The organism is Colwellia sp. BRX8-5, from assembly GCF_014077325.1.
Lineage (GTDB): Bacteria > Pseudomonadota > Gammaproteobacteria > Enterobacterales > Alteromonadaceae > Colwellia_A.
This window is the reverse complement of the sequence record NZ_JACGVR010000015.1, coordinates 85,654-102,227: the sequence shown is the minus strand read 5'-3', so window position 1 is coordinate 102,227 and position 16,574 is coordinate 85,654. Positions and strand designations below refer to the sequence as shown.

The 16,574-nt window shown below is 39.3% G+C and carries 13 protein-coding genes; 2 read left to right on the top strand and 11 right to left on the bottom strand.

The window, feature by feature from the left end:
* Window positions 1-151: 151 nt before the first annotated feature.
* From lapB to H4J62_RS11780, 10 genes are all read right to left on the bottom strand, one after another.
* Entirely contained in the window at window positions 152-1,321 is a 1,170-nt protein-coding gene (gene lapB / locus H4J62_RS11825) for a lipopolysaccharide assembly protein LapB (protein WP_182215838.1), read from the bottom strand.
* A 5-nt stretch (window positions 1,322-1,326) separates the two neighbouring features.
* Window positions 1,327-1,569: a lipopolysaccharide assembly protein LapA domain-containing protein gene (locus tag H4J62_RS11820; RefSeq protein WP_182215837.1), complete on the bottom strand. Its 243-nt coding sequence runs from the start codon at window positions 1,567-1,569 to the stop codon at window positions 1,327-1,329.
* Between the two features lie 80 nt (window positions 1,570-1,649).
* Entirely contained in the window at window positions 1,650-1,937 is a 288-nt protein-coding gene (ihfB, locus tag H4J62_RS11815) for an integration host factor subunit beta (RefSeq protein WP_070373831.1), read from the bottom strand.
* Between the two features lie 108 nt (window positions 1,938-2,045).
* Window positions 2,046-3,707, bottom strand: coding sequence for a 30S ribosomal protein S1 (gene rpsA / locus H4J62_RS11810; protein ID WP_070376968.1), 1,662 nt, complete (start codon window positions 3,705-3,707; stop codon window positions 2,046-2,048).
* A gap of 122 nt (window positions 3,708-3,829) precedes the next feature.
* Window positions 3,830-4,510 (bottom strand): (d)CMP kinase, encoded by a 681-nt coding sequence (cmk, locus tag H4J62_RS11805; protein WP_182215835.1) that lies wholly within the window; start codon window positions 4,508-4,510, stop codon window positions 3,830-3,832.
* Window positions 4,511-4,556: 46 nt separating this feature from the next.
* Entirely contained in the window at window positions 4,557-5,900 is a 1,344-nt protein-coding gene (aroA, locus tag H4J62_RS11800) for a 3-phosphoshikimate 1-carboxyvinyltransferase (RefSeq protein WP_182215833.1), read from the bottom strand.
* Window positions 5,901-6,045: 145 nt separating this feature from the next.
* Complete coding sequence (gene serC, locus H4J62_RS11795; protein ID WP_182215832.1) at window positions 6,046-7,134, bottom strand: 3-phosphoserine/phosphohydroxythreonine transaminase; 1,089 nt, start codon at window positions 7,132-7,134, stop codon at window positions 6,046-6,048.
* Window positions 7,135-7,409: 275 nt separating this feature from the next.
* Window positions 7,410-10,133 carry a DNA topoisomerase (ATP-hydrolyzing) subunit A gene (gene gyrA, locus H4J62_RS11790; RefSeq protein WP_182215830.1) on the bottom strand — a complete coding sequence of 908 codons (2,724 nt, stop codon included), beginning with the start codon at window positions 10,131-10,133 and terminating at the stop codon, window positions 7,410-7,412.
* A gap of 204 nt (window positions 10,134-10,337) precedes the next feature.
* Entirely contained in the window at window positions 10,338-10,889 is a 552-nt protein-coding gene (locus H4J62_RS11785) for a DUF962 domain-containing protein (RefSeq protein WP_182215829.1), read from the bottom strand.
* Between the two features lie 203 nt (window positions 10,890-11,092).
* Entirely contained in the window at window positions 11,093-13,432 is a 2,340-nt protein-coding gene (locus H4J62_RS11780; protein WP_182215827.1) for a S8 family serine peptidase, read from the bottom strand.
* A 461-nt stretch (window positions 13,433-13,893) separates the two neighbouring features.
* On the opposite strand from H4J62_RS11780, the gene ubiG reads away from it, so the two are divergent.
* Both ubiG and H4J62_RS11770 read left to right on the top strand, forming a co-directional pair.
* Window positions 13,894-14,616 carry a bifunctional 2-polyprenyl-6-hydroxyphenol methylase/3-demethylubiquinol 3-O-methyltransferase UbiG gene (gene ubiG, locus H4J62_RS11775; protein WP_182215825.1) on the top strand — a complete coding sequence of 241 codons (723 nt, stop codon included), beginning with the start codon at window positions 13,894-13,896 and terminating at the stop codon, window positions 14,614-14,616.
* 15 nt (window positions 14,617-14,631) lie between these two features.
* Window positions 14,632-15,291, top strand: a complete 660-nt coding sequence (locus H4J62_RS11770; RefSeq protein WP_220465306.1) for an HAD family hydrolase — start codon at window positions 14,632-14,634, stop codon at window positions 15,289-15,291.
* A gap of 147 nt (window positions 15,292-15,438) precedes the next feature.
* Here H4J62_RS11770 and H4J62_RS11765 read toward each other — a convergent pair whose 3' ends face one another.
* On the bottom strand, window positions 15,439-16,482 hold the full coding sequence (locus H4J62_RS11765; protein ID WP_182215823.1) for an NADP-dependent oxidoreductase: 1,044 nt from the start codon (window positions 16,480-16,482) through the stop codon (window positions 15,439-15,441).
* Between the last annotated feature and the right edge of the window lie 92 nt (window positions 16,483-16,574).

The following is a 16,574-nucleotide window of genomic DNA, read 5'->3' as shown; positions in this document are numbered from 1 at the left end:
TTCTTAATTCTTAATTCTTAATTCTTAATTCTTTAATAATTTTTGAGTTCAAAGTCCTAAGGTTCAAGAGCAAAGAAAAAGCACGGAGCTGACGAAAGTCAATGAGTACTTTTGAAGACGCTATTGAGTCTTAGGGCGAAGAAATCGGTAATTATTCTCCTTCAAGGCCCCGCACTGGTTTCAATTGTTCCCAGTCATGGCATGAAGGACACGCCCAATAATGTTTACTGCTATTAAAACCACAGGTTCGACAACTATAACGCGGTTTTAGATTCAAATAAGCGCCAATCAATTCTTTGATCATCTCTAAATTTTCGGTGTTGTCATGCTCGGTAGAGTTAACCATTTGCATCTTAATAAAATGCTTAAAGCCTTTAATGGTTGGACGCTTTTTCAAAGCAAGTAAAATAAATTCTTTCGCTTTTTCGTTGCCATATTTAGCTTCAAGGTGACTTAAGTATTTTATCAGTGCGCTCGAACCACCGGTTTCATCATAAACTTTTCTAATAAATTTAAAATATTCATCGTCGGCATCTAACTGATGATAACAATTTTGCATTTCATCAATAACATCAGGAAAGAATTCTTTATCCTGAAGATAGATGTCTTGATAGCATCCGCAGGCTTCATTGAACTGTTGATGCTTTTCATAAATTTGAGCTAATAACCAATTAGCACGACAAGAATTAGCATCATAAATCAACGCCAACTCTAATAACTCTATGACTTCAATAAAGTTATCTTCTGCTAAGGCTGTTGTCGCTAATTCACAATAAAAATTAGCTAAGTTATGAAGAAGTTTTTTATCTTTAGTTTTAACAATGGCTTTTTTATGACTGATGCCTTTTGACCAATCTTTAGTAGACTGGTAAATACGCATTAAATAATCAAGGGATTTTAAGCCATAGTGTTTTGATTTAAGTAGCTTTTCAAACATGGTTTCAGCGCGGTCGTATAAGCCGGCACTAAAAAAATCTTTACCTAGCTCAAAAGCAGCTTGTTGCTTATCTTTAGCGGGTAGATGTTTCTGTCTAACTAAGTGCTCATGCACTTTTAATGCGCGGTCGAGCTCACCACGGCGACGAAATAAATTAGCCATGGCAAAATGTGCTTCAACAGTATCATCTTCAACTTTAAGGGCTTCTAGTAAGTAGTCGATCGCTTTATCTTGTTGATTTGATAGGAGGTAATTTAAGCCTGTTGAATATTTTATCGACAAGGCTTGTTTAGCTGAGTGATCATTTTGTTTAACACTATTACGACCCATGAACCAGCCATAGCCCATTGCAACAGGGAGTAATAAGAACAATAGTTCTAACATATAATTTACACTGATTCTTTAGAGGATGATTTTTTAGGTTTTATCATTCGAACAAACTTCCACAATAATGCAAAGAGTAAGCCCAGTACAAAGCCCAAAGTGGTAAATAAACTGACAGCCGCAGCAACTGATAATTCAGTTCGGGCGATGAGATAATTCAATGTTAAGGTCTGCTCATTTTGACTACCAAAAATAAAAGCGATGACTAGTAAGCTGAACAGGAAAAACGCTGTAATATAAATACGCAAAATAAGTTACCTATGATGAAAATTAAGTTAAAAAAAACGGCATACCATTATAGCATGCCGTTTTATTGATAATTTATCAATTACGCTATTGAAAGATTTACTCTTTCACGTAACTCTTTTCCAGGTTTAAAATGAGGAACGTATTTACCTGCCAACTCAACGGATTCGCCAGTCTTAGGGTTACGTCCAACACGAGGAGCACGAAAATGTAATGAAAAACTACCAAAACCACGAATTTCAATACGCTCACCTTTTGACAAGGTTTGTGCCATCATTTCTAAGATTTCTTTAATAGACTGTTCAACATCTCTCGCTGATAAATGACTTAATTTATCGGCTAATCTTTCAATAAGTTCAGATTTGGTCATTTGACCTCCTGTGTTCACTAGTTTGAAGTTAATAGTACCTTCTCGCCAATGGATTTTAAACGAAGAGAGCGTTATATTTCAAACACTTCTCACCTTCAAGTGTCTAAATTAGTTTTTAGCGTTTTTAAACGCTGCAGCCATTGCACTTAAACCAGTTTCTTCAACTTGGTTTAGGTTATCCATAGCTTCACGTTCTTCAGCTTGGTCTTTAGCTTTGATTGATAAGCTGATAGCACGGTTCTTACGATCCACACCCATAAACTTAGTCTCAACACTATCACCAACAGATAATTCAGTTGACGCATCTTCGATACGCTCACTAGAAATATCAGATACGCGTAGGTATCCTTCAACGCCTTCGGCTAATTCAATTTTAGCGCCTTTAGCATCTACTTCGATAACCTTACCTGTAACAATAGCACCTTTCTTAGTATCTGCAAGGTACTGATTAAACGGATCATCTTCAGTTTGCTTAACACCTAAAGAAATACGTTCGCGCTCAGGGTCAACTTGTAGAACTACAGCTGATATTTCATCACCTTTCTTGTATTCACGAACAGCTTCTTCACCGCCAGCCCATGAAATATCAGATAAGTGAACAAGACCATCAATGCCGCCGTCAAGACCAATAAAGATACCAAAGTCAGTAATTGACTTGATCTTACCTGATACTTTGTCGCCTTTGTTGAAGTTCTTAGCGAACTCTTCCCAAGGGTTAGCGATACACTGTTTAAGGCCTAAAGAAATACGACGACGTTCTTCGTCAATTTCTAATACCATAACTTCAACCGTGTCACCTAAGTTAACAACTTTAGACGGGTGGATGTTCTTGTTAGTCCAATCCATTTCAGAAACGTGAACTAAACCTTCAACGCCTTCTTGGATTTCAACAAAACAACCGTAGTCAGTTAAGTTAGTTACACGACCAGTAAGTTTAGCGCCTTCAGGGTAACGCTTAGCAATTGCTACCCATGGATCTTCACCTAACTGCTTCATACCTAGAGATACACGAGTGCGCTCACGGTCAAACTTCAATACTTTAACTTGTATTTCGTCACCAACATTTACGATTTCACTTGGGTGCTTAACGCGCTTCCAAGCCATATCTGTAATGTGTAGTAAGCCGTCAATGCCGCCTAAGTCTACGAATGCGCCGTAGTCAGTAAGGTTCTTAACGATACCTTTAACTTCTAGGCCTTCTGCTAATGACTCTAACAATGCATCACGTTCTACGCTGCTTTCAGATTCGATAACGGCACGACGAGAAACAACAACGTTATTACGCTTTTGATCAAGCTTAATAACTTTAAATTCTAATTCTTTGCCTTCAAGGTGAGTTGTATCGCGAATTGGGCGAACATCTACTAATGAACCCGGTAAGAAAGCACGAATATCGCTAACTTCAACCGTGAAACCACCTTTAACTTTACCGTTGATAACACCGATAACAGTTTCTTTTTCTTCATATGCTTTCTCAAGCACTTGCCACGCTTCATGACGTTTAGCGTCATCACGTGAAAGAATAGTTTCACCAAAACCGTCATCTGTAGCTTTAAGAGATACGTCGACTTCATCGCCAACGCTTACATCAACTTCACCAGCGTTGTTTTTAAACTGGTTAATGTCAATAACACTTTCAGATTTAAGGCCAGCATCAACGATAACATTGTCTTTAGTAATAGCGACAATCGTACCTTTGATAATTGAACCAGGGCGTGTTTCGATTTCTTTTAAACTTTCTTCAAATAGTTGTGCGAAATTTTCAGTCATAACTTGCATATAAACTCAGTTATTAATCCAGTCAACATCAATGTTTCATGGGGTTATTTAATAGTGCCCAGTGCATCCGTACAGTAGGCTATAGGTTGATTTTTGAAGCTATATAGCTTCGTTTACGTTAACTTGCCATTGGCAAATGTTAAAATCTTAGCGACCACTTCATCAATAGAAAGATCAGTAGAATCAACAATTAACGCACCTTCTGCTGGGATAAGGGGAGCGACCGTACGGGTCTGATCTCGCTCATCTCGCTGACGTATGTCATCCAAAAGGCGCCCGATTTTAACATCAAAACCTTTCTCTTTCAACTGATTAAATCGACGTTGTGCTCGTTCTTCTGCAGAAGCGGTTAAAAATACTTTAACCGGTGCGTTACTAAAAACGATTGTTCCCATGTCTCTTCCATCAGCGACAAGCCCAGGAGCGACTTTAAAAGCACGTTGGCGACGTAAAAGCGCTTCACGCACTCGAGGGAAGGCTGCTATTTTAGAAGCGATAGCACCGACTTCTTCTGTGCGTATGCTATTACTAACATCTTCGCCTTCTAAAATAACTTTTCCTTCACCTTGACTGGTTATTTCAAATTGCACGTCTAAATGAGCAGCAATGGGGATCAAGGATTCTTCATCTTCGATAGTTAAATGGTGATGCAATGTCGCCACTGCAAGCACACGATAAATAGCTCCGCTGTCAAGCAAGTGCCAGCCAAGTTGCTCTGCAACTAAACGTGCGGCTGTGCCCTTACCTGCTCCACTAGGTCCATCTATAGTTATTACCGGTATTTGTTCTATCATATTTTTATCTACACTAAAGCTAGTTAAACTAAGTTAGTCACTTAATTTAAGCTTGATTGAGTGTTAGTCCCACTTGGTTTGCTAAGGTGACAAAATTAGGGAACGAAGTCGCTACATTGTCACACTCTAAAATTTGAATTTCGCCAGTAGCTCGTAATGAGCTAATCGCAAAAGACATGGCAATACGGTGGTCATCATGACTATGAATAGTCCCTGATGTTAATTGCCCACCAACAATATCTATACCGTCATCATAAACAGTACAGTCAATATCTAATTCTTTTAAGCCATCAGCCATTGCTTGGATGCGATCGCTTTCTTTCACTCTTAATTCTTCTGCACCACGTAACCGTGTTGTACCTTCAGCACAAGCAGCCGCAATAAATATCGCCGGGAACTCATCAATGGCAAGCGGTACATCACGTTCGTTAATATCAATACCTTTTAATGGTGATGATTTAACCACAACATCAGCAACAGGCTCTCCGCCCGCCATACGCTCGTTAATGATGCTCAAATCGCCATTCATCTGCTGTAAAATATTAATAGCGCCAATACGCGTTGGGTTCATACCCACATTACGAATAGTCAACTGCCCTTCTTTAGCAATTAAACCCGCAACCATAAAAAATGTTGCTGATGAAATATCGCCAGGTACTTGAATGTCGCAAGCCGTTAATTGATGGCCGCCTTCAATGGAAACCTTTTTACCCATCGGGGTATCTTCAACCTTTACCGGATAACCAAAAGCGGTCAACATGCGTTCAGTGTGATCGCGAGTAATACCGGGTTCGGTTACCGAGGTAATGCCGTCGGCATAAATTCCCGCAAGTAATACACAAGATTTTACTTGCGCACTGGCCATTGGCAAGTCGTAATGAATCGCGGTTAAGGTTTGACCTTCATCAATACCTTGTGAAATAACCGGTGGCGTACCGTTTTCGGCAGCAGAGATATTTGCACCCATTAATTTTAATGGGTCAACAACGCGTGCCATAGGACGTTTATTTAAAGAACTGTCACCAGCCATTTGCCAAGCAAAATTTTGTCCGGCGAGTAATCCCGACATTAATCGGATAGTTGTTCCTGAATTACCAATATTTAAAGCTTCTTGAGGTGCGGTCAAACCACGCAAACCTTTGCCATGAATAACAACATTTTGTTGCTTGTCAGGGCCTTCTATTTTTATGCCCATCGCCTTAAATGCATTCATTGTTGCTAAACAATCGTCTCCAGGTAAGAAACCCGAAACATGCGTGGTACCTTCAGCTAAAGAGCCAAACATAATAGAGCGATGCGAACATGACTTGTCACCTGGTACAATGATATCTCCGGATACTTTTCCGGCAAGGCCTGTGGTGATAGTTAATGTTTTATTTACTTGAGACATTTTTTTTCCATTAAATTAATGTTGTTTTATGACAATTTTTCAATCACTTTTACTAAATATAATTACTTATGTTGCTCGCCAGCACTATAAACGAGCGATGAAACAAAGATAAAACGATTACTTTGCCTGTTATTACTTGCTGTTATTACTTGCTGTTTTTAGCGGAAAATTCTTTCATAAAAGCAACCAACGCAGTTATACCTGCTAATGGCATAGCATTATAGATACTGGCACGCATACCACCCACCATACGATGACCCTTTAAAGCCATTAATCCCTGCGCTTCTGCTTGTTTTAAAAACTCATCATTCAAGCTTTCATCTGTTAACCAAAAGGGAACATTCATTAGACTACGATACTTTGCTTCAATATGATTTTGATAAAACGCGCTTTCATCAATATAACCATATAAAACCTCAGCTTTTTGTTTGTTTATCTTTGAAATTTCTTTAACACCGCCACGCTCTTTTAACCATTCAAACACTAAGCCGGCTAAATACCATGCATAGGTTGGCGGCGTATTGTACATTGAATCGTTCTTTGCTAACACCTGATAATTCATGATTGACGGGGTTGTTAATTGAGCATTCCCTAATAAGTCATTACGTACAATAACAATAGTTAGACCAGAGGGACCAATATTTTTTTGCGCACCGGCATAGATAAGACCGAATTTTTTAACATCAATTTCATGAGACAAAATGGTTGACGACATATCAGCAACCAGTGGCACCCCATGAGTTTCTGGAATATCAAACATCTCGATACCGTCAACGGTCTCATTCGGGCAGTAATGTACAAAGGCAGCGTTAGGGTTTAAGCCCCACTCGTTACTTGATAATACGTGAGTTTCGCCTTCAACCTTACTGACAACATTGATCGCCTTTATTTCACCATAATGCTCAGCTTCTGCAGCGGCAGCTTTTGACCAAGAGCCAGAAATAATATAATCGGCTGATTTGCCTTTTGGTAGTAAATTTAAAGGGACCGCAGAAAATTGACCTCGACCACCACCATGACAAAACAAGACACTGTAATTTTCTGGTATTGCCATCAAATCACGTAAATCCGCTTCGGCTTTTGCTGCTACTACCAAAAACTCTTTACTGCGGTGACTCAGCTCCATCACTGAACTACCGGTATCTTGCCAATTGACAAATTCCACTTGTGCTTTTTTCATTACCTCTACAGGTAACATCGCAGGACCGGCACAAAAGTTAAATACTTGAGACATATAACACAACACCTTCTATAAAGTTTTAAATACGTTTGTCGATGCACTTGGTCAAACTGTTTTAATTATTTTTATTATAAACATCAATTTGGTCAACATTCTCTTGGGTAAAATAAGACTGCTCATCAAATGGAGATATGCTCCTGCATTTGCTTAATACCGTTCGTCCTGAACATCGTCACTCATTCACATCCATGTGATCGTGACATACCGTTCGTCCTGAACATAAAAAGGGCGGTGATTAGCCGCCCTTTAAACTGAATTTTTAGCGGTAACTATTCGTTATCACTTTCGATGAGTTGTTCTTCATCACTATCAGCTTCTGGCAATACCTCTGTTGAAGTACTGTCAGTTGTCGAATCTATTAACTGCTCAGAAGTTTCTTCCGCTCCTTCGAGAACGTCTTCTTCTTCTATTTCGTCAATACGTTGCAATGCAACAACATGTTCGCCTTCAACCGTTCTAATAATACGAACACCTTGAGTATTACGACCAATAACACTGACTTCATTAACACGAGTACGCACTAAAGTACCGTTATCAGTGATAAGCATTATTTCATCTAAATCTTCAACCTGAACAGCGCCAACTACTGGGCCATTTCGGTCGCTGACTTTAATAGAAACAACACCTTTAGTCGCACGACTTTTCGCTGGGTATTCCGTTAACGCGGTACGTTTACCAAAGCCATTTTCGGTTATTGTTAATATTGGGCCATCATTAACTGGCACAATAAGTGACACAACCTTTTGATCACCTTCTAACTTAATACCACGAACACCAGTGCCGGTTCGTCCGATAGGTTTTAATGCCCAGCGTTCTTCACCTGTTTCTGCGTCTAATTTAATTTCACCCGTTTCACTGTCACGAAGTTTCTCATTAAAACGAACAACTTTACCCGCATCCGAGAACAACATAATATCGTTGTAACCGTCGGTAATAGCAACGCCAATTAAGGTGTCATCATCACGTAAGTTAAGGGCTATAATACCGTTAGCACGTTGGTTTTTGTAAGCGGTAAGTGCTGTTTTCTTAACAGTACCTGAAGCCGTTGCCATGATAATAAACTTGTCTTCTGCATATTCACGAACCGGTAATATTGCGGTAATACGTTCACCTGCATCAAGCGGTAAAATATTAACAATAGGTCGGCCACGAGCAGTACGACTCGCTAAAGGTAATTGGAATACTTTCAACCAGTAGAGTTTTCCGCGATCTGAGAAACACAAAATAGTATCGTGGGTATTGGCAATGAGTAAACGTTCAATGAAATCTTCTTCTTTCATCTTAGTCGCTGCTTTACCTTTACCGCCACGGCGTTGTGCTTGATAGTCACTTAACACTTGGTATTTAACATAACCTTCATGCGATAACGTAACCACAACATCTTCTTCTGTGATCAAGTCTTCCATCGATAAGTCATGCGAAGCATTAGTAATTTCAGTACGACGTTCATCACCAAAATCATTACGGATAGTTTCTAGCTCTTCACGAATAATTTCCATTAAACGTTCAGGCGAACCTAATATATGTAATAACTCAGCGATAATATCGAGTAATGCTTTGTATTCAGATAAGATTTTTTCGTGTTCTAAACCAGTCAACTTATGTAAGCGAAGATCTAATATCGCTTGTGCTTGTTGCATAGTTAAGAAGTATTGACCGTCTTGAATACCGAAACCTTCTTCAACCCATTCAGGACGTGCTGCGTCATCACCAGCGGCGCTGAGCATATCGGCAACATTACCTAAATCCCAACCACGAGCCAGCAGTTTTTCTTTTGCTTCACTTGGCGTTGGTGAATTTTTAATTAATTCAATAATCGGGTCAATGTTCGCTAATGCAATCGACAAACCTTCTAGTAAATGCGCGCGTTCACGTGCTTTACGTAATTCAAAGATAGTACGACGAGTAACAACTTCACGGCGATGAAGGATAAACTCTTCAAGCATTTCTTTGATATTAAATAATTTAGGTTGGCCGTTAGTTAACGCCACCATATTTAAACCAAAAGAAACTTGCATTTGGGTAAGTTTGTACAAGTTATTTAAAACAACTTCACCGACTTCTCCACGTTTAATTTCAATAACCATGCGCATGCCGTCTTTATCAGACTCATCGCGTAGCGCTGAAATACCTTCAAGGCGTTTTTCTTTTACCAGCTCCGCCATCTTTTCGATAAGGCGCGCTTTGTTTACTTGATAAGGTAACTCATGAACAACAATCGTTTCTTTACCGGTTGTTTCATGAACTTCGATATCGGCACGGGCGCGAATTTTAATTTTGCCACGACCAGTACGGTAAGCTTCTTCGATACCGGCACGACCACTGATAATACCGGCTGTCGGAAAATCAGGACCAGGTATATGTTCTAATATCTCTTCAAAGGTCAAATCACTATTTTCAATCAGTGCTAAACAACCGTTTATCACTTCTGTTAAATTGTGAGGAGGTATATTGGTTGCCATACCTACCGCGATACCTGAGGTACCATTCACTAATAAATTAGGAATACGCGTTGGCATAACAACAGGTATATATTCAGTACCGTCATAGTTAGGTACAAAATCTACCGTTTCTTTATCAAGATCGGCTAAAATAGAATGTGCTATTTTTGACATTCTGATTTCGGTATAACGCATTGCTGCTGCAGAGTCACCGTCAACCGAACCAAAGTTACCTTGACCATCTACTAGCATGTAGCGTAATGAAAATGGTTGCGCCATACGTACTATTGTATCGTAAACGGCAGTGTCGCCATGTGGGTGGTATTTACCTATTACATCACCAACAACACGTGCTGATTTTTTGTAAGGTTTATTGAAGTCATTACCAAGTACATTCATCGCGAATAATACGCGGCGATGAACAGGTTTTAAGCCGTCTCGTACATCTGGTAATGCACGACCTACAATTACGCTCATAGCGTAATCTAGATAAGAATTTTTTAGCTCATCTTCAATATTGACAGGTACAACATTGTTTGACAAATCGGTCATAAGTCGATGGTATCCCTTAACTTAGCAAGAATTTTGAAAGTTTTTTCGAAATTATAATTATTAATTAACACAGCATACTAGCATAGTTTTAATGAGATGCCATACCGCTTTATTATCTAAAAAGCACTAAAAATGGCCGTGCTGAAAAGTCACAAATCCCCAAGTGGTTATTTATTGTTCAGCATTTTATCTGCCTCAATATTGTTAAGATTTTTGTTGTTCAAAAACACGGCGTTTTGCAATCGCTTTTTCAGTAATAGTTTTATCTAAAACTTTACCCAAGCCAAGTAAAAAATAAACTTCAGCGATAACAAACAATGGACCAATAAGTAATTGATTAATATCATCGAGAAAAGCAGGTTTTGCTTTTTCATAGTGATGACCAATAAATTGGATAACCCAACCAATAACGAAAACGCCGATAGCAATTAGAATATGATGTTCTGCTGTCACAACTTCATGAACACTCCACATTAAAGGGCCAAATAAAATAAACGCGAATAGTGCCAGTGGCAACGATAACAATAGATAATAAAACAGCACAATAACCGGTACTATGCCTGCCAAAGTAAAGTTAACCTGTTCAATACCTAAGTAATTATTAATAAATGTTGATTCAATTTCAAAGGAAACACTGGCCAGTAATAAGGCAATTGACCAAATAATCATCGGCACACCAATAAAGTGGCTGTTAATGTTTTTTCTATTTAAATGGACACTTTTATAAGTGGATAGTTGTTCTACTACTGATTTCATTATGACCTCTTAGGGTTTATCTCATCTTACTTGTTAAGCAATAATTTATCGCTATAGCTACTCAACATCAAGATACAATTACAATGCATTTTACGCCAAGTCGCTATATTGTTCTATTGATTCGGTTGCTCATAATAAAAAACCCTGCCGAAGCAGGGTTTTATTTATCAACATAAAGTGAACGGGTTGCCCCTTTCTTTAGGTTATTTGGGTGTAGCTTGTAGATTTAATGTCATCCCTGAAGCTGCTGAATAACCGTAGATATCCACATACCATACACCTTTAGCTGGGTCGGTAAAGTTACAAGCTTCATTGTTACCATTTTTATAAGGACGACAATCATAAACAGACGTTGTTGACTGTTTACCTTGTGTTACATATAAATCTGCATCACCTGAACCACCTGAAAGTGTAACCGTTAAATCGGCATAACCATCGGCTAAGTCAAGGGTGTAACGTTTCCATGTTCTTCTTGCAACAGTAACATTATTAATTGTGCTATCAATCGGATTAATCGTATTACCACCACCCGTAGTAGGTTCAGTGTAACTCCCCGTTAAACTAACACCAGCAAAATCACTATAGGCTTTAAGTCTTACGTAGTAAGTGCCACCGGCTTGCGTACTTGCACACGATTCAACATTACCTGATTTATAAGGGCGACAATCGTAAACACTGTCGGTTGGCTCAGCACCAAACTTCACATATAAATCTGCATCACCACTACCACCTGTCATAGCAAAATTAATATCTGTTGCGCCAGCAGGTACTTCCATGGTGAAAACTAAATCATTACCCGTTGCAGCCGTTAACTCAGTTTTAACCTGACCATTTTCAAGGACAGTATCTGGTATTGTTCCACCACCACCGCCAGTGTCACCGCCAGAGCCATCACATCCATTCGCGGTAATGTAATCGATCGCATCTTTAGTTTGGGCTAAACCATAACCAAATTTGACATCGCGACCCGCAGCACCTAAATCTTGTGCACTACTATTTAATACGTTACGAATTTCAACGTTAGTACAGCTTGGGTGATGACTCCACACCAAGGCAGCAACACCAGCAACATGAGGAGATGCCATTGAAGTACCACTCATTTTGCCATAATTACCCGCGCCAATATTTATACTGGCGCTTAAGCCAATATTATTTTTCATCGCTGCGCCGTCCGTATCAGATACGGTAACACTTGGGATAGAGGTTGCGTTTGCGTCACCTAATGTGCCACCAAAGCTTCCCGGTGCATTGTTATAAAGAATTGCGCCTACACCCCCGCTGTCTTGACAAGCTTTAACTTTATCGTAAAACGAAATATTGCCACGTTGAATTAAACAAACACTACCTGCAGCGCCTGTATCTATAGTTTCGCCCGTGGCAAAATCATAGAGAGAACCCGTTGCTTGACCTTGGTTTTCCATCGCATTAGCGGTATAACCGACATTAGCGACAGATACTTCAACGACTGAACCTAAACCTTCAGGATAAATAGAATAAACATCAACACCTGGACCAGATATCTCTACTTGGCTATTTTTTTGTGAAAAGTCAGCTAAGGCTTTATTACTGTCAACAGCAGCAACTGACATCACTGCATCGTAAGAAGCAGGAAAGCTTTCTAAATCAGTAGTTGCTGTAGCAACACCATCATTACCGGCTGCAGCTATAAGTAAAACGCCTGCATCATAGGCCGCTTGAATACCATTTTGTTCGCTGGTACTTGAACCAGAACCACCTAAGCTCATATTAATAACGTCTGCGCCGTTACTGACACAATCATTAATAGCACTAACAAGTGTTGAAGAATATCCCCAGCCCGCGGCATTAAATACTTTTATAATGTGCAAATTAGGATCGGTGCCAATAACACCGCGAACACCAATACCATTGTTAAGCGCGGCAATTGTTCCTGCTACGTGAGTACCGTGTGGACCACCTTGATCATACCAGTTACCTGTACCACTATTGCTTGTGCCAGTTATTGTGCCTCCTTGTGCCCCCATGTCTTCATGAGGTAGGTCTAAACCTGAATCAATAATACATATTTTCTTACCGCCAGCATTGGCAGAAGCAATCATATCGTCAACTTGATCGGCTTGAACCATACCAATACCATAAGGCACCGTTTGTGCCATAAAGCGACGTGGTAGATCTTCTTCTACGTATTCGACATTATCGTCCATCGCTAAATTCATCGCTTGTGATGAAGATAGCTCAGCACTGATCATATTTACATCTGGAAATTCGGCTTTAACATTGACCCGCAATTTCTTTAATTTTTCCTTAACAGCGGCAAGACGAACAAAGGCGTTTTGGCTACCAATGAAACTCGTTGCTTGATTGCTGGCTGCTTGGTTATTAGCTGCTTGCTTGTATTTGATAATAAAGCGTTTGGGTAAAGGTGAACTGGTCACTTCAGATAATACATTATCTGCGTTTTGTACGCTAAGCGGTTGGGCAGCGTAAAGTGCTGTCGATATTGATACCGACAATATACTAGCAGTGGTCAATATTAATGATTTCTTTGTTATCTTATTCGACATCTATATTCCTACCTATTAAGTTAATTTTAATTATTATTTTTTTGCTGGGGGAATTTCAAATGAGAGTGATACATCATTATCGAAGCAGCAATGACCATAACATCAAGGTTTAATATATTACAAGCATGTTATTTAAATGTTAAATAAAAGAAACAACAATAAGAGTGATAATTACATAAAAAGCAACGAGTTATAATATTAAACTTTCTTTTTACTGCTCGATGTTAGTGGATAAAGGCTTAAATCAAGGGTATTTATAGCCGATAAAAATCAGTAGTGAGTAAGATAGTAGCGATAAAAAGTCTTAATGTGCCCTACTTTTCTCAGCCTTGGCTCGTCTGCATTAGCATATGACTTATCCACTTTTAACGAGGATAACAAACTCAACGTTCAGTACTAGGCGAACCATTTACTTTAGTTTAGAATTACTGACAATAATTGATTAAAATAATGAAAATGTAATGTCGACAACTAACAACACTAAAGCTGTTAACGTAAATGAAGAAGAAATTGCCAAATTTGAAAAGGTTGCAAGCCAGTGGTGGGACCTTGATGGTGATTTTAAACCATTGCATCAAATAAACCCTATTCGACGACAATTTATTTGTCAGCATGTCGGCGACATTTTTGGTAAAAAAATTATTGATGTTGGCTGTGGTGGGGGTATTTTAGCTGAGAGTTTAGCCAAACTTGGTGGCGATGTTACTGGGATTGACCTCGGCGAAGAACCATTAAATGTAGCAAGATTACATGCGCTGGAGAGTGGATTAACGGTCAATTATCAAAAAATACCTGCCGAAGACAAAGCGATTGAGCAACCCGAAAAATTTGATGTAGTCACTTGTATGGAAATGCTTGAGCACGTACCCGATCCCGCTTCAATTATAGAAGCTTGCGCTCAAATGGTAAAACCCGGCGGTTATGTCTTCTTTTCAACCTTAAACAAATCAATAAAGTCATATTTATTGGCTATTGTTGCCGCCGAAAAAGTCCTTAAAATAGTCCCTGACGGTACACACGACCACAAAAGTTTTATTCGTCCATCGACCTTAATTGGCTGGGCTGAATCATTTGATCTCAAATGCATTGATGCCGCAGGCATTCATTACAACCCGCTGACAGAGAATCACAAACTTATTTCATCACTAGATGTGAATTATATTCTTTGTTGTCAAAAAATATAAATAAGGGAAAGTACATTGCAAAATACTAAAATTTCAGGGGTATTATTTGATCTTGACGGTACCTTATTAGATACCGCCAATGATTTAGGTGCTGCACTTAACTACGTTTTACGAAAATATAACTTAGCAGAAGTAGCCCGTGAAGATTATCGTCCAATCGCTTCTGATGGCGCATTAGGGTTATTAACACTGGGTTTTGCACAAGCTTTGAAAAACTATGATTACGAAGTGTTACGTGCGGAATTTCTCGCTTATTACCAAGAAAATATTGCGGTACATACCTGTCTTTATCCTGGCGTAGCTCAATTACTGTTGACGTTGAATGAACGAAACATTCCTTGGGGTGTTGTCACGAATAAGCCAGAAGGTTTAACAAGACTATTATTGCCTTATTATAGTGAATTCGAAAAATGTTTATCACTGGTTGGTGGTGATACTTTCACCAACCGAAAACCACACCCAGAGCCTATCCTCAAAGCTTGTGAACAAATATCAGTGCCAAGTGAGCTATGTTTGTATGTCGGAGACGCTTTGCGTGATATTGAAGCCGGCAATAGTGCTCAAGCAACTACCGTCATTGCAAAGTGGGGCTATATTATCGCTGGTGAAGATTGTAAAAACTGGCAAGCGGACTATCACGCTGAAACCCCCTTAGATATCTTATCATTACTGTAATAATGTTAAGCCAAACGCGAATAAAGTAACGGTTTAAATCCAGTGATATAGGTCCTTAACTTGCTATAACCAACACATAAAAAAGCCACTCAACCGTGGCTTTTTTCTTAATAAAACACCCATAATAAAGTAGAGCTTGGTTAACTGTTAGTCAATATTGTCAGGGCCTACTCGCACAATTAACTTACCAAAATTCTCACCTTCTAATAAACCAATAAAAGCATTTACTGTATTTTCTAGCCCGGCAATTAAATGCTCTTTATAGTTAATCTCACCTGCTATTAACCATTTTACCATTTGCTCGCTAAACTCGTTATAACGATGACCATAATCATCAAAGACAATAAAGCCTTGCATTTTTATACGCTTAACAAGTAATGTTCCCATCAATGAAGAAAGTCTGTCAGGTCCACTAGGTAATTCTGTCGCATTGTACTGAGAAATTAAGCCACACAAAGGAATACGGGCACAGCTATTTAATAGTGGCATAACAGCGTCAAAGACTTTACCGCCAACGTTTTCAAAATAGACATCAATCCCTGATGAACAAACGGCCGCTAATTGCTCAGCTAAATCATCACTTTTATGATCAAGACAATGATCAAACCCTAAACTGTCAACTGCATAGGTACATTTAGTCTCACCGCCAGCAATACCGATCACTTTACAGCCTTTTAATTTAGCTATTTGACCCACTAAACTTCCAACCGCTCCTGTTGCCGCAGCAACGACTACCGTTTCACCTGCTTTTGGTTGACCGATATCCAATAAACCCATGTAAGCCGTTAGCCCAGGCATACCCAAAACACCTAAGGCATGAGACGGGTTAACCGTATCATTATCAAGCTTGAGCAATTCACTACCATGAATAACGCTATAATCCTGCCAGCCACCAAAAGCGACAACCCAATCACCTTTTGTGTAATCATTGTGATTTGACTCTTCTACTCGACAAACACTTCCACCCACCATCACTGCATTTAAAGCGACGGGATCGGCATAAGACTTAGCATCATTCATTCGCCCTCGCATATAAGGGTCGAGTGAAAGAAAAACCGTACGAAGTAATACTTCGTTAGCTTGAGGGATGGGTTTATTACTAGTAACGAGATTGAAGTTTTCTGCTTTTGGCGCGCCAACGGGTCTTGATGCTAGCACCATTTGGCGATTGATATCTGTTGTTTGAGTCATAAGAGTTACTCCTGTAAAGAGCCAGTAAAAGCGCTAAGTGTGTTGGGATTAAAAAAGGCCAATATAAGAGAAATATATCGACCTTTTATCAA

Excerpts from the sequence above, each read along its gene's own strand:
- aroA (WP_182215833.1), bottom strand. The coding sequence starts at position 5,900 with ATGTCTCAAGTAAATAAAACATTAACTATCACCACAGGCCTTGCCGGA.
- H4J62_RS11785 (WP_182215829.1), bottom strand. The coding sequence starts at position 10,889 with ATGAAATCAGTAGTAGAACAACTATCCACTTATAAAAGTGTCCATTTA.
- gyrA (WP_182215830.1), bottom strand. The coding sequence starts at position 10,133 with ATGACCGATTTGTCAAACAATGTTGTACCTGTCAATATTGAAGATGAG.
- ihfB (WP_070373831.1), bottom strand. The coding sequence starts at position 1,937 with ATGACCAAATCTGAACTTATTGAAAGATTAGCCGATAAATTAAGTCAT.
- serC (WP_182215832.1), bottom strand. The coding sequence starts at position 7,134 with ATGTCTCAAGTATTTAACTTTTGTGCCGGTCCTGCGATGTTACCTGTA.
- ubiG (WP_182215825.1), top strand. The coding sequence starts at position 13,894 with ATGTCGACAACTAACAACACTAAAGCTGTTAACGTAAATGAAGAAGAA.
- rpsA (WP_070376968.1), bottom strand. The coding sequence starts at position 3,707 with ATGACTGAAAATTTCGCACAACTATTTGAAGAAAGTTTAAAAGAAATC.
- cmk (WP_182215835.1), bottom strand. The coding sequence starts at position 4,510 with ATGATAGAACAAATACCGGTAATAACTATAGATGGACCTAGTGGAGCA.
- lapB (WP_182215838.1), bottom strand. The coding sequence starts at position 1,321 with ATGTTAGAACTATTGTTCTTATTACTCCCTGTTGCAATGGGCTATGGC.
- H4J62_RS11780 (WP_182215827.1), bottom strand. The coding sequence starts at position 13,432 with ATGTCGAATAAGATAACAAAGAAATCATTAATATTGACCACTGCTAGT.
- H4J62_RS11765 (WP_182215823.1), bottom strand. The coding sequence starts at position 16,482 with ATGACTCAAACAACAGATATCAATCGCCAAATGGTGCTAGCATCAAGA.